Annotated in this window: 13 protein-coding genes; 4 read left to right on the top strand and 9 right to left on the bottom strand. The window is 34.6% G+C overall.

Going from position 1 to position 25,169, the window contains the following annotated elements; translation table 11 throughout:
- Nucleotides 1–32: 32 nt before the first annotated feature.
- From VB776_RS20575 to VB776_RS20600, 6 genes are all read right to left on the bottom strand, one after another.
- On the bottom strand, nucleotides 33–665 hold the full coding sequence (locus VB776_RS20575) for a response regulator transcription factor (RefSeq protein WP_323698753.1): 633 nt from the start codon (nucleotides 663–665) through the stop codon (nucleotides 33–35).
- 133 nt (nucleotides 666–798) lie between these two features.
- Nucleotides 799–3,732, bottom strand: a complete 2,934-nt coding sequence (locus tag VB776_RS20580) for a sensor histidine kinase (protein ID WP_323698754.1) — start codon at nucleotides 3,730–3,732, stop codon at nucleotides 799–801.
- Nucleotides 3,733–3,802: 70 nt separating this feature from the next.
- Nucleotides 3,803–4,705 (bottom strand): carbon-nitrogen hydrolase family protein, encoded by a 903-nt coding sequence (locus VB776_RS20585; RefSeq protein ID WP_323698755.1) that lies wholly within the window; start codon nucleotides 4,703–4,705, stop codon nucleotides 3,803–3,805.
- A 10-nt stretch (nucleotides 4,706–4,715) separates the two neighbouring features.
- Nucleotides 4,716–5,309 carry a GNAT family N-acetyltransferase gene (locus tag VB776_RS20590; protein WP_323698756.1) on the bottom strand — a complete coding sequence of 198 codons (594 nt, stop codon included), beginning with the start codon at nucleotides 5,307–5,309 and terminating at the stop codon, nucleotides 4,716–4,718.
- Between the two features lie 11 nt (nucleotides 5,310–5,320).
- Nucleotides 5,321–5,722 (bottom strand): nuclear transport factor 2 family protein, encoded by a 402-nt coding sequence (locus VB776_RS20595; protein WP_323698757.1) that lies wholly within the window; start codon nucleotides 5,720–5,722, stop codon nucleotides 5,321–5,323.
- Nucleotides 5,723–5,803: 81 nt separating this feature from the next.
- Complete coding sequence (locus VB776_RS20600; protein ID WP_323698758.1) at nucleotides 5,804–6,307, bottom strand: rhodanese-like domain-containing protein; 504 nt, start codon at nucleotides 6,305–6,307, stop codon at nucleotides 5,804–5,806.
- A 180-nt stretch (nucleotides 6,308–6,487) separates the two neighbouring features.
- Here VB776_RS20600 and VB776_RS20605 point away from each other — a divergent pair, with 180 nt between their 5' ends.
- The 4 genes from VB776_RS20605 (at nucleotide 6,488) to VB776_RS20620 (ending at nucleotide 11,773) form a co-directional block, all read left to right on the top strand.
- Nucleotides 6,488–7,552, top strand: a complete 1,065-nt coding sequence (locus VB776_RS20605) for a phosphatidylinositol-specific phospholipase C1-like protein (RefSeq protein WP_323698759.1) — start codon at nucleotides 6,488–6,490, stop codon at nucleotides 7,550–7,552.
- Between the two features lie 401 nt (nucleotides 7,553–7,953).
- The gene (locus tag VB776_RS20610) at nucleotides 7,954–9,762 is read left to right on the top strand and encodes a PAS domain-containing sensor histidine kinase (protein WP_323698760.1); all 1,809 of its coding nucleotides are present in this window, start codon (nucleotides 7,954–7,956) and stop codon (nucleotides 9,760–9,762) included.
- Between the two features lie 405 nt (nucleotides 9,763–10,167).
- On the top strand, nucleotides 10,168–10,584 hold the full coding sequence (locus VB776_RS20615; protein ID WP_323698761.1) for a response regulator: 417 nt from the start codon (nucleotides 10,168–10,170) through the stop codon (nucleotides 10,582–10,584).
- A 94-nt stretch (nucleotides 10,585–10,678) separates the two neighbouring features.
- Nucleotides 10,679–11,773: a hybrid sensor histidine kinase/response regulator gene (locus VB776_RS20620; protein ID WP_323698762.1), complete on the top strand. Its 1,095-nt coding sequence runs from the start codon at nucleotides 10,679–10,681 to the stop codon at nucleotides 11,771–11,773.
- 69 nt (nucleotides 11,774–11,842) lie between these two features.
- Here VB776_RS20620 and VB776_RS20625 read toward each other — a convergent pair whose 3' ends face one another.
- The 3 genes from VB776_RS20625 to VB776_RS20635 form a co-directional block, all read right to left on the bottom strand.
- Complete coding sequence (locus tag VB776_RS20625; protein WP_323698763.1) at nucleotides 11,843–14,257, bottom strand: carboxypeptidase regulatory-like domain-containing protein; 2,415 nt, start codon at nucleotides 14,255–14,257, stop codon at nucleotides 11,843–11,845.
- A gap of 84 nt (nucleotides 14,258–14,341) precedes the next feature.
- Nucleotides 14,342–15,328, bottom strand: coding sequence for a PorP/SprF family type IX secretion system membrane protein (locus VB776_RS20630; RefSeq protein WP_323698764.1), 987 nt, complete (start codon nucleotides 15,326–15,328; stop codon nucleotides 14,342–14,344).
- Nucleotides 15,329–15,440: 112 nt separating this feature from the next.
- Complete coding sequence (locus tag VB776_RS20635) at nucleotides 15,441–24,872, bottom strand: Ig-like domain-containing protein (protein ID WP_323698765.1); 9,432 nt, start codon at nucleotides 24,870–24,872, stop codon at nucleotides 15,441–15,443.
- Between the last annotated feature and the right edge of the window lie 297 nt (nucleotides 24,873–25,169).

Raw genomic sequence — 25,169 nt, forward strand, 5'->3', positions numbered from 1 at the left:
CGGAGAATGAAAAAGAGAAGATTGGCTCAAATTTATTCAAAAAGTCGCATTCGTAAAGCTTTGGCAACGGCTTCGTTACCATTATTTACGTGCATTTTTTCATAAATATTTTTTAAGTGCGAGCGAACGGTTTCAACAGAAATAGAAAAGTCATGAGCAATCATTTTATAAGTATGCCCTTTTATCAGCAACTCTAGCACTTGCATTTCACGAGGAGTAAGCCCTAAATCGCTAGGAATTTTACGTTCTACTTTGAAGGTTTCTAATACTCTTCGGGCAATTTCTGGCGTCATCGGCGCACCGCCAGAAGCCACATTTTCGATGGCATCAATGATTTGTAAGGGTGAGGTTTTCTTCAATAAATAGCCATTTGCTCCCGAACGTAAACAAGCCATGAGTCGCTCGTCGTCGTCAAAAACAGTAAACATCAGCACAAATACTTCTGGAAAATGCCTTTTTACTTTTTCTACGCCAATAATTCCACCTTCTCCCGGCATATCAATGTCCATTAAAATAACGGTTGGCACTAGGTTTTTTACTTGTTCTATTACTTTATCACAATTTCCAAAACCGCCTACAACGTTCATATTGGGCATTCCTTTCAAGAGTAATTCTAGGGAATTTCTCAGTCTTTCATTGTCTTCATAAATCAAGATTTGATGCATTTTCTTGGCAGATTGTTTAAAATTAGGAGTCAGGATTATTGATGTGTTTTTGAATGATGATTCTTTTTCACTCAAAGTAAATCAATTTTGTGGTTTAAAATAAAAACAAATTACGCCATCAATATCGCCAAAGTCAATCCCCTATTTGTGTGAGAGAAACCACTAATTTAACCTCCGTACCAATACCTATTTTTGAGTAAACGGTCAGTTTACCTTTCATTTTACTGGCTCTGGCTCGCATATTTCGTAATCCGTTGCCTTCAATGTTGGTATTTTCGAATCCTTTTCCATCATCTCGAACAATTAATTCCAAATTGCCTTTTACTTTCAAAATCGAGATTTTCACTTGTTTGCATTCAGAATACTTGGCTAAATTATTCACGGCTTCTTTAGCAATGAGTAAAAGATTTCTCCTAAAATCCATTGAAAGTTTTAAATGACCGATTGAATCATCTACTTCAAATTCATAATTGATTCCTTTAGCTTCAAAAATTTCAGCACCAATTCTTCGGATTCTTGCTGTTAGCTGCCCAACTGTGTCACGGTCGGAACGCAAACTCCAAACAATTTCTTCTAATTTATTTTGTAGCGAAGACGTATCTTCCAAAATCGTATTCAAATATTTCTGAGCAGTTGGTGAGTCTTTTACTTGATGTTGAACTAAGGTAGAAAGAATGGAAATACTACTTAAAGTTGCGCCAACATCATCATGCAAATCTGCTGAAATTTCGGTTCTGAGTTGTTCAATTTTCAAGATTTGATTAATTCTGTAGCGATAAAAAACATAAGCTATCAACGACAAACACATCAAAATCAACAACTTAAACCAGATTGTTTCTATAAAACTCGGCTCAATGGTGAAGGTAATCAGGTACGGTTTTTTACTCCAAACGCCATGATTTGTACCAATTGAAACTTCTAATTGATAAGTATTGGGTTGTAAATCAACAAAAACGAGTCGATTATTCGTGCCATTATTCACCCAATTTTGATTAATACCAAGCAAGCGATACCGAAATTGATTTTTTGCTGCTGGAGCAAAATTTAAGGGTGAAAAACTCAGACTTAAATTGTTTTGGTAACGCAACAATTTAACTAAAGCTGATTGATTTGAAATCTTTGTACCACCCAGTGTTTCAAAAGTACTCAGGAATACGGCTGGCTCTTCGCTTTTGGCAAGTTCATTAATTTTTAAAATATTGATGCCATTCTTCTGCCCTATCCACAATTTACTTTCATTATCTAACAAAAAACCGTTGCTGGTATTATTACTAATTAAACCATCTTCTTCGATAAATTTCGCATATTGTTTGAAATCTGGACTAAAACGAAGTAAACCATCAAAAGTACCGACCCAAATACTTCCTTGACTGTCAACATCTATTTTGGCAAAATAATCATCAGGAAAATTATCTTTTGCTTTATTGACTTCCAATTCCGACAAAATTTTCCCTTCGTTATCCAGCACATTAAAACCACCGTAGCCTGAAGCAAATATTTGATGATTCCGATTAGCCAATGCCAAAAAGTAATCTCCAATAAATTGATTATGCCTTTTGATATTCTGCTTTAAATCAGCCACTTGTATAAATCCTTGTTTCTTTTCATCAAAATAACAGATTCCAAAACCAGGAGAATACCACGAAGCTAACCAGACTTTCCCATCATCTGATAGCAACATATCATTGACAAGACTTTTTGTCCAAAATTCATTCTTTACTTTATCGTTCCATAACTTCAACGTTTGTTGTTCAGGATAAGAAAATACTTGTATAGGCTGATATTCTGAACTTAACCAAACCTGATTTTTACGATTGATACAAATAACCTTAATATTGGAAGAAATCGAAGGAAAAATTCGTTTCAATGCTTTCCCATTTTTCGGTAATTGATAGATGCCTTTTGTGGTAGCAAGCAATAAATCACCTTCTTGCGTTATTGCCATTTTATTGACGGAAACTTCTGAAGGTAAATCTAATTTCGTGAACGTGCCATTTTGTTGATGATACTTCAAAATCCCCGAATGCGACAAACCCAAGTAGATTTCTTTGGAATTTGGTTTCAAAAAAGCATTAATCGTTACTGGTAGCTGTACTACTGAAGGAGGGATAAAAATTGTTTCACAACTTTTTTTCCCATTCTGATATTTCAATAAACCAGCGTCACTAGCAATCCATATTTTTTGTAATTGATTGTCTAAATAAAGAGCTGTAAATCGTGGTTTTATTTGACTAAATTGGTCGATATACGAAAATTTTTGGCTGAAAATATCGAAAGTATATAAACCACCCGAAGTAGCCACCAAACACTTTTGTAAACCTAAATCTTTATAAAAAAGCACATCATTGATTTCGGTATCGTTTAATCCTTCTTGATACTCCTGAATACTTTTCGTATTGATATTCAAGGCAATAAGCTTTTTTTGCAAAGTACCTAAGTAAAAAGAATTCCCATATTCTGCAATTGTCCTTAAAGTAATTGACTTAGGAAAGGTTTTAAAAAGTACAGGTTTTCTACGTTTTTCATCAAAAAAATAAAGCTTATTCAATGCCAAAATCCATACTTTTTGTTGGCTATCTTGAAAAAAACGAATAGAAGTAACGTCTTCAGCGGTATTGGTGAAAAGTCTGAATAAATGCCAACGTTTATTTTTTTCGTCATAAAACTTGGCGTGATGAAAATCACCACACCAAATTCTCTTTTTAGCATCTACAAAAACATTATTGAAATGGTCATTATCAGGATTATCATCCGACCATTTGGGAGAAGCAATTTCAGTAGCAGTAAGCGTTTCAGTATTAATATTAAAAATACCAGTTGATGAAAGCGAAACAATCAAATGCTGGTCATCAAGTAGGCTGATTTTTTCTGCAAAAGCTTTTGGACCAATACTCAAAAACTCATACCCATCATAGCGAAATAATCCTTTTCTGGTAGCCAGCCACAAAAAGGCTTTTTTGTCTTTCGCCAAATGATATACTTCGTTGGTTGGCAAACCGTCTTTGGTAGAAATAGTTTCAAGCTCATTGACCTTGATTTGAGCAACGTTTTTTTGTATATTTTTCAAATAGAAAAACAAAAAAAAGATTACACAAATAAAAGGCTTACTGTACATCATCTAGTTTTAAATAAAAACTTTACACTCTTTTCTTTATCACCTCAATCTCATTATCAATTAAACCAACAGCTAAACGCTGATGGTCTTTATAATTAAATACTTGTCCATCATTTCTTACTTTTCCGATGGCAGAAAAATCTAAAGTTTCAATCAACCAGCCAATTTCTTGTGGTTTTTTGGTTGAAATAATTCCTTCTTCAGGCATTTCTTTGTCGGGTGTGGTATAAAATCCTGCAAAACCGTAGTTAATATCCACCGCTGGCGACCAAGCTGCATTGCCAACCGTTTGCGAAACAATGGTAAAAGCCTGATTTTCCAAAGCCCTAGCTCTCGCTCCAACATGCACACGAGTAGCTCCACGAATGGTTTCGGTACAACTTGGGGCTAAGATTAAAGAAGCACCAGCCTGAGCAAGTAGTTGTGAACCCAAAGCAAATTCTACATCATAGCAAATCTGAATCCCAAATGAACCCCATTCAGCTTCGAAAAGTGTTAGAATTTTAGGTTCAGCAGCATCTATTCCCCATTCTTCATTTTCAAAACGAGTCATGAAAAATTTGTCTTGAAAACCAACCAAACCTTTTGGCGAAAACACAAAAGCACGATTAAAAATCTTCGAATTTTCGAGTACTGGAAAACTCGGTGCTACAATAATTACTTGGTGTTGAATGGCTAAACTTGCAAAAAAATCACAAAATTCTTCTTTCAAATTTTGTAATTCTCTTACCTGCTGATGAATATTTGCTTGAATTTCTTCAGCAAAAATGCTTACTAATTCCATCGAGCCATATTCAGGAAAAAGTAATAATTGTGCTTTTTGTTGAACAGCATTCAAAATCCAATTTTCAGTATGTTTACGCCAATCTTCTAGGCTTGCATGTTGGCTAATTGGATATTGTGCTGAAGCAAAAGTAACCTTCATAGATGTTAATTTATAAATCCCGTTTCCAATAAATCATCGTCTTGGGCGTTGAAACGCTTTCATTAATATCTGGCCATTCAAAAGTACTCTGTAAAGAAAAATCCTTTTGATAGCCTCTTTTCAACCAAAAAGCATCATTTGGACGATAGTTTTCAGGTTGTAAAGGATGATTTTCGCCACGGTCAACCGCACAAAAACAAGTAGTTTTAAAATTACCAAAGCTTCGGGCGTGAGCTTCACGCTCATCAAAAAAGCGATGTCCTAAGCCTAAACCTCTGTACTCTTTCAACAAAATACTTTCGCCAAAATAAAAGATTGAATCTATCGCTAAACCTGCTTTTTCAAAAGGTAAACGAACTTCTGGAGCTTCGTCTGTCAATGGAATACAGGTGGTCGCACCAACCATTTTAGTACCGTCGTAAACTGCAAAAAGCAATGCTTTTTCAGCTTGAGCATATATTTTCAAATACTCCATTTCATAAGCTACTGAACCTTCGTAAAGGTAAGGGAAGTCACGAAAAACGGTTATTCTCAAATTCGCTAAATCTTCAAAGACAGTTGTAATTTCTGCTCCTTTTTTTTGAATAAATGAAAGTGTTTGCATACAATTTTACTTTATTCAGAAACTAATTTAATCCACAATGGAAGATTGTAGTAAGTAGTTACTCGACTGATTTTACCATCTTTCAAACCCAAAAAAGCTGCTGCTGGTAAAATATATGTTTGATTATGTGCCTCTGGCAATCCTTCTTCGCCTTTTTTATAAATTCCGTTTACAACAAACTCAATAGCCACTCGTTCGCTCGTTGGCTCATTAAAAAATACCATTTCGGTTAGCGTTTCTTCGTAAGACTCATCCATGTGTTGTAGGAATTCTGTGAATAATTCTATACCAATTCTTGGCTCGCCTTGGTTGGGTTCGTGGCGAACTTCTGGGTGTAAAAGAGCTAGCATTCCAGCCCAATCTTTGTTATTAAAACAAGCGTAGTATTGTTTTACAATTTCTAAAGAAGTCATTTTTATAAAAGTTTAATGAATAAATGAATTACTTGTTTATGAATACAAATTATCTGTAATTAATGTTTCAAGCTACCAATACTAATATACTTTTTTCCCCTTTTTAAGCCAAATGCCCCAAGTTTTATCGTAAGCATGTACTTCATCCGTAACACCTTTATCGTTAACAAGTACTTGGCTTTGATTTTTCCATTCAAAAATTCCTCCGTACAAATTATGAACGTTGGTAAAACCTTGTTGCAAAAGTTTTTCAGCTACTTTCTCGCTTCTATAACCTACAGAACAATATACTACAATTGGCTGATTTTTGGGAATGTTTTTTAAATACGATAAATCTAGTTTTTCATAACCTATTAGTTTAGCATCTTTCAAATGACTGATTTGATATTCTTTGGGTTCTCGGGCATCTAATAAAAGTACTGTGTTGTTTTTCTTAGTCAATTCATTTACAGACATTTCGGGAACACTGTGTGAAAGTAAGGTTTTTAATAAAAGCTGATAAGCTGTATTTTCAACCTGAATACGCTGAGCAACTGAACAAAAATCTACACTGATAAAAAACAGCAAAGTAATTAGTTTTTTCATGCTATCAATAAAATTTGGGAAAACCATAATTATCAAAATATTACAAAATAAACATCATTGGATTAATTAAGATAAGACCTTACAAAGAATGTAGTTTACATTAGCTAATTTTAAAGAATCTGTAAAGGTCACGATTGTTAACACACAAGCATTATCTTCAATTTTTTATTAAAAGCCCTCATGAAACTTATACTCTGTACGTTTTTTATCATATTTTGTTTTTTAGTCCCGACAAAAAATTTAGACCAGCTTACCATCAATAAAGTTCAAGTAATTGGTTCACATAACAGTTATAAAGTTGCTATTGATTCAAAACTCTTTCAGTTACTTCAACGAAATAATGATAGTGATTTATCTGGTTTAGAATATAGTCATCCTCCTATTTCTAGTCAACTCGACTTAGGTTTAAGAAATTTAGAAATTGATGTTTATTCAGATTCACTCGGTGGAAAATATGCCAATCCGATGGGTTTAAAATTGGTTAAAAATCAAGCTCCCTTCGATACCGAAAAACAAATGTTAATGCCGGGTTTCAAGGTTTTTCATGTACAAGATATAGATTTTAGAAGCCATCATCCACTTTTCAAAGATTATTTAATCGAACTAAAAAACTGGTCTGATAAAAACCCAAATCACGAACCAATTTATATCACCATCAATGCCAAAGATGATGAAATTAAAAAAGCAGGATTTGTAGTGCCAGAAAAATTTACAGCAAAAACATTTGATGCTCTTGAAGAAGTATTAAAAAAGTACTTGAGCACATCAAAAATCATCAAACCTTCTGATATTCAAGGACATTACTCAACATTAGAAAATGCCGTGCAGAAGTTTAATTGGCCAAAACTAAAAGATGCACGTGGAAAATTTATTTTTATCTTAGATGAACAAGACGAAAAAAGAGAAATGTTTATCAAAGGACATCCATCACTAAAAGGAAGAATAATGTTTGCCAATGCTCTTCCCAATACTCCAGAAGCAGCCATATTAATTTTAAATGACCCCAAAAAGAATCAAACATTAATTAAAGAATATGTGTCAAAGGGTTACATCGTCAGAACTCGTGCTGATGCAGAAACCGTTCAAGCTCGCCAAAATGATTATTCTCAATTTGAAGCTGCTAAAATCTCAGGGGCTCAAATCATTTCTACAGATTATTATCTAAAAAGTACTCACTTTTTATCTGAATATAGAGTATCTTTCGAGCGGGATGCCTTTATCAGGAAAAATCCATTATTTAATTAGTAAATAACAATTGGGTAAATTAAGCTCAATTTGTAATTTTGAATTCGTAATTCTTCATTCAGTATCTCTACTATTAGTTTAATTGATTTCCCTTTATCAAATTAACAATTCTACATTTTTAAACACGAAATCTTGTTGGTTTCGGCATTATGTCATGAGTAAACGAAAAACTATTTTGATACCGCACAAGCTCAAAATTTCTTTTCGAAGTATAAAGTAAAACTGCCAAAAAATTAAATTATACGATTAGCAAATAATATTGTTAATCAGGTATTTGATAAAACCTATCGTATTTATTTTCGCTAAAAATGAATATCGTTTTGTTTTATCTCAATACAATAGCCGTCCGATTGAGTAGTGAGTTATCATCATTTTGAAAAATTAAAACCGCCATTTACCAGATGAAATCTTCCTCAATTAATTATCTATCAGAAGTAATATTGAATTCGTTAGAAGGCAATGTTTACATTTTAGATAAAGAATTCCGTTTCATGTATTTTAATGAAGCTTATGTAAAAAATTATGTCTATAGTTTTAACGAACTACCACAGCTTAATGAAGTTAGCAAGGTAATAACATCTCAGAAACAGTTTTTTATTTCTTTGACCCAAAACTACCAAAACGCATTTGAAGGACGTGAAATAAGTATTGAACCCAAAAAACTAAAACATAAGTTTACGCCAATTCAAGACGAAAATGGCGAAATTTCAATGATTTTAGTTCAATTTTATTTACCAGATGATATTAAGCCTTTTATTGTTGAAAACAGCCTTTATTCAGAAAGCCAATATCATGAAGTAATCAACCTTATTAGTGATATTATCTTTAAAACAGACGAACATTGGCGTTGGACTTTCCTAAATGATTCATGGAATAAAATTCTTGGTTATAGCAATGAGGAGTCGTTAGGAAAACCTTTCTACGATTTCATGCACCCTGAAGATGCTGCCCAAAAAGAACAACTTTTCGATGCACTTATTCGTGAAAAAAAACCTACCAGTAAACATCTCGCTAGATTTATCACCAAAACAGGTGAAATTAAATGGATTAAAGCTTCGGTAACTTTCATTTCAGATACTAAAGGATTTGTAATTGGTGCTACTGGTACTTTAAGAGACATTACCCGACAAAAGGAAAATGCTCATATCTACGAATTACTCTCCAACAATGTTAAGGATTTGGTGTGTATTCACGATTTAGAAGGCTCTTTATTGTATATTTCGCCTTCTATCAAACAAATTACAGGTTATGAACCTCAAGACTTAATTGGCAAAAAACTCTCGGATTATTATCATCCAGACGATTCTCAATTAGTTGATAAAGAACTATTACCTTTTGCTGGAACTACTTCATCCTACATTAGCTATCGTTTCAGAAATGCCGATGGCGAATACGTTTGGCTAGAAACAAACTCTAAAGTATTTTTTGATGATTACGACCTCACTCACCGCATCATTACTTCTTCAAGGGAAATCAACGACAGAAAACGTACTGAAGAAATTTTAATGACTTCTTTACAAAAAGAAAAAGAATTAAATGATTTAAAATCGCTTTTTGTCAATGTTGCATCACATGAATTCAGAACGCCACTTTCTACAATTCGTTCAAGTACTGAGATTATTCAGTTGATAGATCAAAACCAAAATCCGCATATCAACAAGCATGTTAATATTATCGGTAGCCAAATTGATAGAATCACGAGTTTGATGAACGAAATATTGATTGTTGGAAAAATTGAATCTAACAATTTGAGTTGTAACAAAGAACGTGTAAATGTTATCGAACTGGTAAAATCTTGTTTTGAAGGACAAAATGCCCTGCAAAAAGACGGTCGTACAATTGAATTTAAAGTAACAGGTACACCTACCATTGCAGAAATAGACCCACTCCATCTCAATCTCATCCTTGATAATCTGGTTTCAAATGCCTTTAAATATTCAAGAAATCGCCCAAATCCAATACTAAGTTTGTCATTCAATGAAGATTCCTTTGAAATTACTATTCAAGATTTCGGCATTGGTATTCCTTCAGAAGTACAAAACAAAATCTTTAATTCATTTTACAGAGCCAGCAATGTTGGGCGAATTGAAGGAACGGGTTTAGGTTTAGTAATTGCGAAGAATCTTGTTAGGCTAAATGGAGGTAAACTCAATTTTGAGAGTGAAGAAAACAAAGGTTCAACATTCATCCTTCATTTCAGCTATTTATAATAAAATGATGATAATAATTGTCGGAGTAAAAAAGAGGTGAACAATCAAAAAAGAGCATTTATAATTTTTGTTATTAATGAATAAATAAGTAATTTAGCCAAAAGCGTATTTCTTAATAATTATCAAAAAATGAGTAACATTTTCCTTAGTATAAATTTATAAATTACTGAATAAGCTATAAATATTAATCAATTATTTGAGGGTATTTACAGTATTTGAAAGAACTCCATTATTAAACTTATTATTTAAATCTACTGATTGCATAATACAACCTCAATCAGTCAATAAAACAAATTGAGTTATTAAGTTTTAAAAACTTAGGTACTCGGTACGATATTAATAATTCAGTCTCTTTAGTATTATTAAAAGAGAATCTGATTTCTATTAATAAAATTTTGAAACGAAATGAATAACATTCCCCAAACCTTAATTGTAGATGACGAGCATCTCAACAGAATTTTACTTTCTCGTTCACTGCAATCATTTAATATAACTTACAGCGAAACCACCGATGGTCAAGAGGCTATAGCTTGGATAAAACAATCTACAGAAAAAAAACTCATTGTTTTATTAGACTTGAATATGCCTGTAATGGATGGTTACGAATTTCTATTTTACTTAGAAAGCAATCCTGAAGAATTTTTAGATAAACATATTGAAATCATTATCGTATCAGCAGCCAGCCAAAATAGTTTTGATGAGTTGTGTAATCTAGCTGGAATAACTTTAAAAACTGCAGCATATCTCGAAAAACCTGTAAGTAAAAACAGATTACAAGAAGCCCTTCTTCTTGCTTCTAATAATTTCGATTCAGTTCTCTAATCAATATAACATAGATGTTCTTCTACATCAAAAAGGCTCTTAGACAAAAGTGTGGTTTTTGATTTATGATTAACAATATTTTACAAAAACAATTATGACTAAAATCGTATTGATAGAGGATGATTTTTTACTTGCAGATAATACAAAAACAATTTTAGAAATAAGCGGATTTAGTTGCTTTGTTGCAGAAGAAGGAGAAATCGGGATTCAATTAATTGAAGAAGTTAAACCTGATATAGTTATTTGTGATATTATGCTTGGCGAAATGGATGGTTATGAGATTCTCAGAATCATCCGTTATGAAAAAGGGTTGGTCAACCTTCCTTTTATTTTTCTTTCAGCTAGAGCAGATATATCTGACAAAAGAAAAGGAATGAATTTGGGTGCTGATGATTTCCTGACGAAACCATTTACTACCAAAGATTTAGTAGAGACAATTAATTCTAGGTTAGAAATTAGTTCTCTCAAAAAAGCCTCCGCAGATGTAGAAATCAGAAAAAATGCTACTGATATTTTTCTGAGTATCTCTAATCATGAATATCTTACTCCACTAAATGGTATTGTCAATTTCACAGATTTGATGTCTGAACATATTGATAATTCTGATCTATTAGACATCAGCGAGCTTCAAGTACTGATTGATGGCATTAGGCTTTCTGGAAGTAGAATGCTCAGAATTACAAGAAAACTACTTTGGTACAATCAATTAATCAGCGGTATAAACCCTTGGAAACATGCCGCTAAAGAACAAGTAGATATTGTAAAACTTGAAAATAAATTATTCAATCAACTTAGAAAAAGTAAACCTACAGATTTCCATCTGATTGCTAGTCATAAAGCCTTGCCACTTGAAGGCTACGATAGCATTTTTCTTGAAAACATCCTTTCAGAACTGTATCAAAATATCATTCAATTTGCGAATGTAGATTATAGAATTTATTCTGAAATACTCACTACCGATTCAGAATTGATATTGAATTTGAAAAATCACTTTCTGGGTATTTATGAAATGGATACTTTGGCGATAAAACCTTTTTACCAAGCACATATTACCAAAGATAAGAATGGCACAGGTTTAGGTTTATACATCGTAAACGAATGGGTAAAAAGTATTGGAGGGCAATTAGAAGTAACCTGCACGAATAGCATTTTTGAAGTAAATATTACTTTGCCAAGAGTACTGAAATAGTTTTCAGAAGGATATATCAAAAAAGGCTAACCAGAATATCTGATTAGCCTTTTTTGATTATTAATCCACTTATTTTAACTGAATAATCTTAAACTCCGAACGTCTGTTGGTTTGATGTTGCTCTTCAGTACATTCTATTCCGTCGGCACATTCGTTTAATAATTGCGTTTCGCCATAACCTGAAGTTTCAAATCTGTTAGCAGCAATACCTCTTTTTACCAAGTATTGAACTACCGAAGCTGAACGATTTTCAGAAAGCGTTTGGTTGAATTCTGTTGTAGCTCTACTATCAGTATGAGAACGAACTTCGATTCTCATATTCGGATAACGGCGCATCAATAACAACAATTTATTCAATTCTTTAGCAGCATCAGGACGAATATTATACTTGGTATAATTGTAGTAAATGTTGTCGATAGCAATGACATCACCTTCTTCAAACATGGTTAAATTAGTGTTGATTTCTTGTGGGTCGTCTTTTCCTAATTTATCTATTTTATTCCCTTTTGAAGCAAAGTTATCTTTAGAAGCATCTATCGTATATTCACAACCTTCACAAATTTCAAACTGATAACGTCCACTTGCGCCAGTCACAACAGTTTGTATCGTTCCGTCGCATTCATTGGTAAGTGTGACTTTTACACCAGCTAACGACGATTTATCTTTCGTAGCTGTTACTCTTCCTTTTACAGTTTTAGTGGCAGGGCAAGGAGAAGTATTCTTAGAAATCGCAACTTCAGTACTGTCAGTCATTAGTACTCGCATCAAGGGAATCTCAAGCGCTCTCAGCATATTACTTTCTGTACTTGTAAACGAAACACTATTGGGCAAATAACTATCTCTACTTGCATTAAAGGCAAATTCTTTGTTCAAATCAATACAAATTCTAAATGAACCATTTGAATCTGTCTTTTTCATTACTGTTTTGCCATTTTCAACTACAGCAACATCAGTATTATCTAAAGGCATTTTTGAATCTGCATCATATACAATTACTTGCAATTCTTGACATTCTGGTTTTTCATCACATTCACGAGTAAAACGGTAAATATCATCATCAGTTCCTCCACGTTTGCGGTTTGAAGAGAAATAACCTGATTTACGTTCACCATCTGTAATCAATCCAAAATCATCTTTACTTGAATTGATTGGCATTCCCATGTTTGAAACAGTACTCAATACTTTTGTTCCTGAAAGTTTCACATAAAAAATATCTAAATCACCTAACCCGGGATGACCATCTGAAGAAAAATATAAATTTCCTCTTTCATCTACGAATGGAAACATTTCATTTCCTAAAGTATTAATGGTTGGCCCCATATTAATAGGTTTTCCAAATTTTCCATCATTGTATTCGCAAACATAAATATCAGTTCCACCATAACCTCCTGGCATATCCGAAACAAAATACATCAGTTTATTATCTTTTGTAAGCGAAGGATGCCCTGTTGAATAATCGTTATTATCAAATGGAATTTCTTTGATATTTACCCATTCTCCACTTTTTTCTTCGGCAGTATAGATTTTCAATTTGTTAACCTTATCAGTTGAAGTTTTGTATTTACCGTTATTATAATTGTTTCTGGTAAAAATTACTCTTTTGCCATCACTGGTAAAAGTCATTGGGCCTTCGTGATATTTGGTATTTAAGCTTTTGCTAAAACTTTCCGTTTTTACGCCCGGAGTTTCTACAAAATTTCGGTAGATATTTGAACCACTGAATGTTCCAATTGTTCTGGTATCATTGGCAGTTGGTGCAGTATATTCATCTTCGCCAATGGCTTTTGTTTTTTTCCCAATTTTCAATTTATCATCCGCAGAACTTCCTAAACCAGCAGGGGTTGTCACCGTCAATTGGTTAATATCACTTAAATAATACATATCTAAGAAATGTGAATTATCCCAAGAAAACATTCTTTTTAAACCAATTTCATTTACTCTGCTTGAATTAAAAACCAATCCATTTTTATAATACATCGGACTAAAATCAGCATGGTCTGTATTAATTGACAAGTAATCTACTTTATAACAAGTAGCATTTCTGTTTAAAACATCAACATTTTTATATAATTTCTGGAAACCTCCGCTTCTTTTATCTGCGATTTCTACTTTTGAATATTGTTCATAAACATCTTGTGCTTCCTTGTATTTTCCATTAGATGCCAAGGCTTGTGCATAATATAAATATACTTTAGCGTCAGCACCAGAAAATGCAGTCCCTTTTGATACCAGTTCATGATAAACCCTCTCTGCGTTTTGTGAATCACGCATTTGTCTGTATGAATAAGCTAATTTTATCATCGCAGCCTGTCGGTCTGCATCCGACAGTTTACCTTTTAACACCTGTTCGAACAATTCAGAAGCATTTAGGTAACTCATCTGCTTGAAATGATACTCCGCATCTTTTAATGTCTGAGCAATCGTACAGGCTGTTGCAAGCAACACCATACAGAAAGTGAGTATAATTTTATTCAAATTAATCATCGTTTTAAATGTTTTACTAGCTATGGTTTTTACTAGAAGGTTTCTCTTTGGTTGTGAGTTTGTAACTCTTTCAGTATTGATTTTTTAAAAATAGCGTGGTGTAAGAATTTTCGTTTTACGATAACCAAATTCATAACGAAGCATAAATTCATGCGAACCTTTTTGTAAGCTTTTTAAACCATTAATTGCATAATCATAAGCATAGCCAAAACGAATTTGGTCGGTAGCTTGTACTTCCAACATACCAATAACTGCATCACCATTTTGGTTAGTAAATGGTGAAGAGAATTTCAAGTTATTGGTTCTCCAAGAGCAACCTAAAGAAATTCTATCGTTATACCAAAGGTTCATGTTTAAATCAAAAGAAGCTGCATCACGAGTAACTTTTGATAAAAAAGAAGGCTTTAAAGTAAACGAACTCCCCAATGGAAACACATAACCCAACATGACAAAATAATGACGTTCCTGGCGAGAGGCTGAATCGGTAGCTGTACCAGTCTGCGTACTTGTCAACTTATTTCTCATCAAACTAGGACATGAAAAACCGATATAACCACGGTCGTCACTCAAAAATACCCCAGCTCCAAAATTTGGGAGCCATTTATTAAATGAATAAGTAAAAGCTTGATCACCAGTTTGAGTCGTTAATGTTTGTGTTAGATTTCCAGAAATACTAGTTGCGCCAGCCTGAATGCCCATTGCCAAAGTAGCTCTTTGAGTAACTTTTACTCTGTAGGCATAAGAACCATACATTCCAACATTCCTATAATCCCCGATTCTATCATTATAAGCTTGGAAACCAACGCCAACTTTTTCTCCATTGATTGGGCTATCTATTGAGAAAGATTGCGTTGTAGGTGCACCAGTAATATTTATCCATTGCTGTCTGTGGACAACTGTTGCACTGAGTACATCACGGCTACCAGCATAAGCAGGGTTCAAGGGTAGCATATTGAACATATACTGAGAATATTGAACCTCTTGCTGGGCCCGAACCGAATGTACAGCGATTATTAACAACAATGGGGCTGTCACATATTTAATTCTTGAAAGCAAACCTTTGAACTTCATGTGATTCAAATTTAAGTTTTTTATGTTTTAACAGAATTTCAATTCTGTTCTAAGATTAATTGGATTTCATTTGTTGCCATTCCATATTTGAAATGGCAACAAACGTGGTGTTCTATCGAGAAATTGTCATGTAACGTACTGGTTCAACATTTACAGGCAATGCTACTTTATCACCTGATACTCGTTTGTAAACCGTTACTACATAGAAATAAGTACCAGAAGGTAAACCATCGCCAACTTCTATTATTCTTAGTCCAGTATTTGGCATTCCGTTCCAATCATTTTTATAGTCTGTAGAAGCATACACCAAACTTCCCCAACGGTTATATACTTCTAGGTTGGCTCTTTCATCTGGGTTAACGCCATCAATTACAAATGTATCGTTGATACCATCACCATTTGGCGAGAATCCATGAGGAATTGATATTACCGTAATTTTCTTAGGGAATACCATTGGCGTTGGCGACGATTCCAAAGGTTTATCATCTTTATTTGGATCTGGATTAGCACCATTTACTGATAAATCTGTTACATCAACTGGAGTACTTTCTACACTCACAGCTTTTGCATGAGCAAAAGTGAACAATGTATCAATCAAAGGTTTGGTAACATTTACCACATAAGTTATCACAATGCTGTCTCCTACTGCCAAAGCCGTATTTTCTGCCATTGTAAGAACTGTGTCTCTTCTTCCATTAAAAGTAGTATTCAAAACAGCGTTTACTCCTCTCACAAGTGTTGGTCTTCCTAAAATAGTCCATGACCCAACTTGTTTGCCAATCGTCGTTTCTAAATCATTACTCAATGTAACTTTATTCAATAATACAGAACCGTAATTTTTAGCAACCAACGTTAAAGTAACATTGTATGAACCATCCGATTGAGCTACAGTATCTGTTACAGCAGCTAAAGCAAGACCTATTGAAGCTTGAGAATTTAAACCATTTTCTTTTTTGAGGATTACTGGCGTTGCAACGTTGTCATTATTTGGATTAGCATCCTTGTTTACATCAGGACTTACCCCATTGGTTGATACATCAGTGTATAATTTATTATCAATTCCAAGTCCTATTCCAACTGCAACGTTATTGAAAACAGAATCTGTAGCAGCGGCAACATTAACTCTTACCGTTAAATTGATGATAGCAGAATCTCCTCTGAGCAATGTACTTAGTGAATCAACTAATAAATTGGTATTAGTGCCTTTACCAGTATAATTTGGATTGATAGTAATACCAACTTTCGTACTTGTTACGATTGGATTTCCTATCAATACTGCACCTTTAAAAGTAAATACACCATCCAAACTATCTTTAACACTCAGTTTCTTAATATCAAAAGCACCCATATTAACTACTCTGATTCGGTAAGGAACAGTCCAAACATTAGCAGAATCACGTTTCAAGCCAGTTGATACAAGTTCTTTCGCTAAACCAATTATTGTACTTGGCGGGACTAAAGGCACTCTTGTAATACTTGGAATCGCATTCACATTTGTACCATCACTAGATTTTGCAGTAAGTACTTCAGTATTAGGGCGAGTTCCAGTAATTAATGCTTGGCTATTGTATGGACCAGTATTGCCACCAGTTACCACTTGAACAACATAAGTAATTGTATCAACAGCATTTGGCAACATTAAGCTAGTAGCTTTATTAACCAAATTAGAATCTAATAAGCCAAAACCGTTATTCAAAACTAATTTTGAACCTACACCTAGAGCGGGTCTCTGAATAAAAGTAAATGTAACTGGGCTTTTAAAGGTATTAGCTAAATTGGTGGCTAAATTGATATTTTTAAGCGTATCGCTACAGAAGTTTTTAGCGATTAAACGATATCTAACGTTGTAAACTCCTGAACTTACAATTGAAGTATCAGCTACAGACATCGCTAAACCAATTTTACAATCCAATAAAGTCTTACCTAATGTTACAGAGGTTGCTGTTCCGTCATTTGATGGGTCTAAATCTCTATTGGCATCAGGATTAACTCCAGTTGTTGAAATATCGGTATATGAAATATTATTTGTCCCAAGTCCAATACCAAGGGCTAAATTGTTAAATACAGAATCGGTAGCAGCAGTAACATTTACTCTGATTGTTAAGTTAATAATAGCGGTGTCAGCAGTAGCTAATGTACTTGTTGAAGCAATTAACAAATCAGTATTCAAACCTAAACCTGTGTAATTTGGATTGATTGTAAGACCAGCCTTGGTAGTCGTCACAATTGGATTTCCAACCAATACTGCTCCTTTTGAAATAAATACTGTATTCAAATCATCTTGCACTTTTAATTCTTTAATATTAAATGCACCCATGTTCACTACTCTGATTCGGTAAGGAACTGTCCAGATATTACCATCACGTCTCAAACCTGATGTTACAAGTTCTTTGGCTAAACCTATTCTAGTACTTGGTGGACCTAAAGGAACTCTTGTAATACTTGGAATTGCATTTACATCTGTTCCACTACTTGATTTTGCTGTAAGTACTTCATTGTTTGGTCGTTTACCAGTAATTAATGCTTGGCTATTGTATGGACCAGTATTTCCTTGAGTACTTATTTGTACAATATATGTAATTGTATCAATCGCATTTGGTAACATTATACTTGAAACAGTATTTACCAAATTAGAATCTAATAAGCCAAAACCATTATTCAAAACTAATTTTGAGCCTGTTCCTAGAGCTGGTCTCTGAATAAAAGTTAATGCAACTGGGCTTTTGAAAGTACTAGCTAAATTGGTAGTTAAGCTGATATTTTTAAGCGTATCGCTACAGAAGTTTTTGGCGATTAAACGATAAACAACGTTATAAACTCCTGGTCTTACGATAGAAGTATCAGCTACCGACATGGCTAAACCAATTTTACACTCTACACCAGTGTTTTCTCCATTAATTGTAACAGAAGAGTTATTATTTGTAAGATTACTATCTCTAAATGATGTAACAGAAGCTGGGTTTACAACAGTTGTTGTTACTTTCATTTTGGCTACATAAGCAAATGTTTTTACTTGTCCTCTTTCAAGTGAATCAAGATTAATCAAAATTTGTCCGCCTGAAATTGTCAATCCTGTTGAGCTAGAAACAAAGGTTAAACCAGCTGGAAGTGGATTGGTAATCACTAAATTTCTTGCAGTGTTTGGTCCATTATTGGTCACAGAAATCAAGAAATTAATGTTCTCATCCAATTTTGCGGTAGTTCTATCTGCTTCAATTTTAATCGCAACATCAGCTTCAAGACTAGTACTTCCATTATCCACAATAATTCTTGCACCAGCAGAGAAACAACCATCAGCCGATTGATAGAAGGCAAAATAAGTACCTACACTAACATTTGTTGGTGTTAATACAACATTTGATATTGGTGAATTTGTAGTTCTAAATACTAAAATTGTACCTGTTGGTGTACTACTTGTAACCAATTGAGTCAAGTTGGCAGTAGTACCCGTTGCAATACTTGCATTAATAACTACTGGTGCAGCAATTGTTGAAGTAGTATTCACCACAAATGATAATCCATTTGACGTTGGAGAAACACACACTCCTCTTTCACAAGTAGCCGTAAATGCCACATTGGCACTTGGTAAAATAACTTTATTACTTCCAGTTGAACCATCCGACCATCTAATTGTTCCAACACAACCCGTAGCATTTAACGTAATGGCTTGTCCTAAACAGACAGTTGTTTTATCAGAAGTAATCACTGGTGCTGTAAGATTACACAATTCTGACGCTACAATTGTTACTGAACTTCTATCATCTTCGGTATTACTCGTACCATTAGCAGGAGTTGAATCTGGATCTGGCTGGTCTGATTTCGTTACTTCAGCTGCACTGGTAATTGTTCCTGTAGAAACAACTCTTGCTCGATAAGTAAATACTTGTGAAGAACCAACTGGAATACTAGCAATCGTTCCAGTGATAACCCCAGAAGTATGTGTCGTATTGGTACTTGATATAAATGTTACTCCTGTTGGAATAATATCTTTGATTTCAACATTCGTCGCAACGTTCGGTCCAGCATTACTTACCGTTAAAGTATAAGTAAGCGTATCTCCAACAGTTGGAGTAAGGTTTGAAACCGATTTTACCAAACTTAAATCTGCATTTTCACCAATAATTGTTACTGAGCCATTATTGTTTGTTAGATTGCTATCTTTAAATGAAGTAACCGAAGCTGGATTCACAACACTTGTTCTTACATTCATTTTAGCAACATAAGCGAATGTTCTGACTTGTCCTCTTTCAAGTGAATCAAGATTTATCACGAATCGTCCACCCGAAATCGTTAATCCACTTGAACTAGAAACAAATGTTAAACCAGCTGGAAGCGGATTGGTAATCACAATATTTCTCGCAACATCTGGTCCATTGTTAGTCACAGAAATCAAGAAATTAATATTCTCGTCCAATTTAGCAGTAGTTCTATCTGCATCAATTTGAAGTGCAACATCTGCATTCTGTGCGTTGCTTCCATCATAAACAATGATTCGTACTCCTGCTGAGTAACAACCTTCAACAGATTGATAGAAGGCAAAATAAGTACCTGCACCAACAGTAGTTGGGGTTAAAACAGCAGTCGATAATGGTGAATTCGTAGCTCTAAATACTAAACTAGTACCCGTTGGAGTGCTACTGGTAACGAGTTGAGTCAAATTAGCACTTGCTCCTGCGGCAAGGATTGTATTAATCGTTACTGGTGCATTAATCGTCGGAGTAGTATTTACGACTAATGATAATCCATTAGAATTTGGAGAAATACAAGCTGAACTTTCACAAGTAGCTGTAAATGTTACATTAGCACTTGGTAAAATAGTTTTAGGATTTCCCGTTGTACCATCCGACCATCTTACTGTTCCGCTACAACCTGTAGCCGTTAAAGTAATACTTTGTCCTAAACAAACAGTTGTTTTGTCTGAAGTAATTACTGGTGCTGTAGTTCTTGTAACAGTAATTGTTCTGCTCAATGATGCCGCACTTGTACATTGTCCGATACTACAAGTTGCAGTATAAGAAGTTGTAGTCGTTGGCGATACTGATACAATTGTACCTCGCTGACCATCCGACCAGTTAACCGTACCAGCACAACCTGTAGCTGTAAGTTGTACAGCACTACCCAAACAAATAGTTGAAGTAGCAGAAGTAATCACAGGAATAGCAGGATTTTCAACGGTAACAACTACTTGTTGTGACCTTACCGAAGTACAGAATGCTGTACTACAAGTTACTGCGTAAGAAGTTGAACGAGTTGGCGTAATCGTAAGGTTTGCACCAGTAGCCGTTCTATCATCAAAATACCAAGTAACAATACCTGTACAACCACTTGCTGATAAAGTAGTAGAAGCACCCGGGCAAATCGTTAAACCCGTTGTATTAATCGTTGGTGCTGGAATCGGTACTACTCTAATAATCCTAGCACTTGAAGCATTACTGATACAACCATTTACAGTACAAGTAGCGGTATAACTTGTTTCTACTAATGGTGTCACTAAGATAGAAGTTGTTGTTTGACCAGTATTCCATCTTACCGAACCATTACAATTTAAAGCTGTTAAGGTTACAGATTCTGAAGGACAAATTTCTGTTTTCTCTGCTAAAATTTCTGGAGCATTTGGTTTTTGAGTAACAATGATACTGATTGAAGCCAAAACACTTTCGCAACCAGAAGCTTTACATTTTGCTGTAAATGTTTGCGAAGCAGAAGGTGTTACTGTTAAAGTATTTCCTGTTGGTAAACCTGCTACTTGCCATTCAACTACTCCACTACAACCCGTTGCTGTTAGTACAGAAGATTCTCCCACACAAATTGACCCTTGAGATGAAGTTAAACTAGGAGCAGCAATATTCGTAACTGTAATGCTGATAACATTTGAAGAAGGACTTTGACAAGTTGTCGTCTGACAAGATGCCGTGTAAGTTCTTGTACTTGTTGGACTCACTGTGATTGATGACACATTCGTCTGACCAGAACTCCATACTATCGTTGAACCAGTACAGCCCGTTGCGGTTAAAGTAGTTTGTCCATTCAAACAAATTGTGCTATTTGTTACCGTAATTACTGGTGCAACCAGATTACACAATTCAGTCGCTATAATTGTTATTGAACTTCTATCATCTTCGGTATTACTCGTACCATTGGCAGGAGTTGAATCTGGATCTGGCTGGTCTGATTTAGTCACTTCGGCTGCACTGGTAATTGTTCCTGTAGAAACGACTCTTGCTCGATAAGTAAATACTTGTGAAGAACCAACTGGAATACTAGCAATCGTTCCTGTGATAACACCAGAAGTGTGTGTCGTATTGGTACTTGATATAAATGTTAATCCTGTTGGAATAATATCTTTGATTTCAACATTGGTCGCTACGTTTGGTCCAGCATTATTTACAGTTAAAGTATAAGTAAGCGTATCTCCAACATTTGGAGTAAGATTTGAAACCGACTTTACCAAACTTAAATCTGCACGCTGAGTTACCGTTACAGTAGCTGTTGAAGTATTGTTAGCTAATGAATTAGGGTCATCTTCAGTACCAGTAATTGTTGCAGTATTGGCAATAGAACCTGTTCTAGTTAATCTTACATTAATTAAAAGTATTTTATTTGAACCTTCTGATAAACTTCCCACATTCCAAACACCTGTTGTACTATTATATTGCCCTGTAGGAATAGCACTTACAAAAGTGGCTCCTTGTGGTAATAAATCTGTAACTGTTACATTGTTAGAATTTAATGTGCCAATATTTCTAGCATCAATTGTATAGGCAATCTCTTGCCCTAATAAATAAGAAGGCGATGTTGAAGCATCTGGCGAAGTAATAACAGTTTTTACAACAGCTAAATCAGTAAAACATTTTTTTACTTTGAATGAAATTGAAGTACGGTCGCTCACACAACCTTCTGGACTTGTCGCTTCAGCAAAATATGTAAAAGTACCTTCAGTAGTTGGGCTTACAGCAAAACCTAAATCAGAACCAATACCGATTGCTGTTGTACTTGTTGCCGAAGTGTACCACTGAATAGTATTGCCTACACTCACTGCAAATAATTTTGTTGAACTTCCTAAGCAAATAAGCGTGTCACTCTTCAAATTGAAAGGTGCTACTGGCTTTGCTTTAATTGTTAATATCGTATTAGCAACAGCAGCATTACAAACTGAAACTGCTCCGTCTGGGTCATTCGATGTAAATGTTAAAACAATTGAACCGTCTGTCATATCAGCCGCAGAAAGCGTATATTTTGCTGTTAAGCTATTGGCATTATCAAAAGTTCCAGTTCCATCTGTCGTCCATACACCGCTTGTTGCACCACCACTCAAAATCGCATTTAATTGTACAGGACTTGTAATACCTCCGCAAATTGGTAAAAGTGCCGTTAAACTAACTACAGGAGGATTAGTACATTGACATGAATTAATATTCACAGCAACCGTTGCACCATCGCTATAACAACCATTGCTTGATTTTTCGAATAGGAAATAAGTTCCTGCAACTACAGCAGTAGGATTTGAAATAACTGGCGAAGAAGTTGAATTAGCAGTATGCCATTCAAAAGTTCCACCTGCCGAAACAGTACTTGTAATGGCATCAGCCAAATTCACAGTAGTAGCATTAATAGCACAATTATTGGCAATGCTTGCAATTACTGATGGCGTTGTAGGTTTCGGAGTAACTGCTATTTCAACAGAAGCTTTTTCACTTGGACAAGCACTACCCGTTGTACTAACAACACTTAAAAAATAAGTAGTAGTTTGCGTTGGCGATACTGTTATTGAAGAAGTAGTAGCAAATGGAGTGGTAGCAGTTGCAGAAGTAAACCATTGGAAAATTGGATTTGTAACACCAGGAGTTCCTATTGTTACTGTTCCACCCGAACAAACAGTTGTTCCTAATATAAATGGAGCAGCTAAAGTAGTTTTCACTGTAAAACCAATGCCTACAGCATCTAATTGCGCACATTTTCCACTTGTATTAATAGTCGTTATTAAATCACTTGCTTTAGTAACCCCAAAAATTACGGATGATAAATTCAAGAAATTGCCATTCGCCGAATTAGCATCATATACTAAAGTAAATATTTTATAATCATCAGGAAGTCCAACAGTAAATGAAGGCGTACTGCTAATTTGTTGAATTGTATTAGTAGTCCCTTTTGTTAAAATATAACTTACAGAATAATTAGCAGGTACTGTTGGCGACACGCCCGTTGTTGCAGTAAGAACAACCGTTCCTCCTGCCGCTGGCAAACACAAACTTGTATTAGTTGCAGTTAAAGTTCCAGTTCCAATAATACAGTCTGAAACCAAACCAGCACCAATTGTTAGATTATCTCTACCAACATCACCAGTAGGTTTCGTTACATCAATTGCAATATTGTTTGTAAAACCACCTGTTCCTGCATCAGAATCATTATTAACATTACTTCCAGGGGCATTAGGTGTTACAAATGTTCTTCCAGATGGTAAAATAAATTTCACTTTGTAAGAACCAGACATCAGGTTACTGAATAAGTAAGCACCACCATTTGCTGTTGTATCCGTTGCTAAAAGTGTATTATCAGTAGCATCATACAATTCAACTGTGATACCGTCGAAACCTGCTTCGCCTGTATTTCTAATTCCATTTCCATCAACATCATTCCAAACGATACTTCCAATCGAACCAAACCCACCCGGTGTAAATTTAATAGCACAACATCCATTTACTGGACAGCGTCCGTTACTTGCTGTAAAAGCAAATTCTGTATAATCTGTGATTGCTGTTATGCTGATGTTTCCATCTGGCAAAAGCGTTACACCTGAAGTAGTACTGGTTACAACTGTTGGAGTACCAGAAACACCTACTTTTTTAGTCCAAACGATATTTGTGAAACCTGTTGGCAGATTCGTTGTATATTCATCTCCCTCATAAAAATACTCTTCGATTGAAAAACAAGTAGCATCTTGATCATCCTCTAAAATCAAATGATTATTTGGCGTAGAATCGGTGTCTTGTTCAGTCTCTTTCGTAATTTCTGCAGTATTGTACCAAAAACCTCTTTGAGTAACAGTTGCTACGATGGTCATCGTAAGTTCTACTGTATTTCCTGGTACTTCGCCAACATTCCAAATTACACTCGTAATGCCCGATGTTGTACTGGTTGTAGCAGAACCAACACCATTTACATTCAATGATTTGAACGTAACACCTTGTGGCAATACATCTGTCAATTCTACTCCTGTAGCTTTATCAGGATTGATATTTGTGATTTTTACGGTATAAGTAATATCCGTACCAACAGTTGGGCTTTGATTACTGACGCTAGTACTAACAGATAAATCTGGCAAAGCGGCAACAGTCTTGAATGATGAAACCAGTGTTAGAAATATTACTCCAACAAAAGCACGACAAACAACCATTGCATAACGGTTTTGTGCGCCTGTATTGCTAAATAATGATAACACAGCCCAAAACGATACTAAAAAGTTAGTAGCTATTTTTGGTGCACGATTTTGGGCAACTACTTCAAACGAGCAGTCACTAAACCAATTCAACAGTGTTGTTTTCATTAGTTTTTTGCTTTTATCAATCGAGTTGCTTTGGTAAAAATATTGATTCATTATTCGTACAGTTAGTAGATTGTCCATTTTTATATCCTGAAATACTCCTCCTGAATGTGTTTGATGAACAATTGAGTGTCTAATCAAATTGATTAAAATATATTTAAACTCGCTTCAATTTTTAGTTTTCTGATAAAAATCACTAAAAGAGCTTTCTGAGTTATTAAAAATTACGCATTAAATAAAAAACAATTAAAATATTGATTATCAACACATTAAATAAAAACAAAATACATTTACAGAAAA

Source organism: Arcicella gelida (assembly GCF_034931025.1).
In the GTDB taxonomy this organism is placed as follows: domain Bacteria; phylum Bacteroidota; class Bacteroidia; order Cytophagales; family Spirosomataceae; genus Arcicella; species Arcicella gelida.

Excerpts from the sequence above, each read along its gene's own strand:
- VB776_RS20605 (WP_323698759.1), top strand. The coding sequence starts at position 6,488 with ATGAAACTTATACTCTGTACGTTTTTTATCATATTTTGTTTTTTAGTC.
- VB776_RS20610 (WP_323698760.1), top strand. The coding sequence starts at position 7,954 with ATGAAATCTTCCTCAATTAATTATCTATCAGAAGTAATATTGAATTCG.
- VB776_RS20620 (WP_323698762.1), top strand. The coding sequence starts at position 10,679 with ATGACTAAAATCGTATTGATAGAGGATGATTTTTTACTTGCAGATAAT.
- VB776_RS20615 (WP_323698761.1), top strand. The coding sequence starts at position 10,168 with ATGAATAACATTCCCCAAACCTTAATTGTAGATGACGAGCATCTCAAC.
- VB776_RS20625 (WP_323698763.1), bottom strand. The coding sequence starts at position 14,257 with ATGATTAATTTGAATAAAATTATACTCACTTTCTGTATGGTGTTGCTT.
- VB776_RS20600 (WP_323698758.1), bottom strand. The coding sequence starts at position 6,307 with ATGAAAAAACTAATTACTTTGCTGTTTTTTATCAGTGTAGATTTTTGT.
- VB776_RS20635 (WP_323698765.1), bottom strand. The coding sequence starts at position 24,872 with ATGAAAACAACACTGTTGAATTGGTTTAGTGACTGCTCGTTTGAAGTA.
- VB776_RS20590 (WP_323698756.1), bottom strand. The coding sequence starts at position 5,309 with ATGCAAACACTTTCATTTATTCAAAAAAAAGGAGCAGAAATTACAACT.
- VB776_RS20585 (WP_323698755.1), bottom strand. The coding sequence starts at position 4,705 with ATGAAGGTTACTTTTGCTTCAGCACAATATCCAATTAGCCAACATGCA.
- VB776_RS20595 (WP_323698757.1), bottom strand. The coding sequence starts at position 5,722 with ATGACTTCTTTAGAAATTGTAAAACAATACTACGCTTGTTTTAATAAC.
- VB776_RS20575 (WP_323698753.1), bottom strand. The coding sequence starts at position 665 with ATGCATCAAATCTTGATTTATGAAGACAATGAAAGACTGAGAAATTCC.
- VB776_RS20630 (WP_323698764.1), bottom strand. The coding sequence starts at position 15,328 with ATGAAGTTCAAAGGTTTGCTTTCAAGAATTAAATATGTGACAGCCCCA.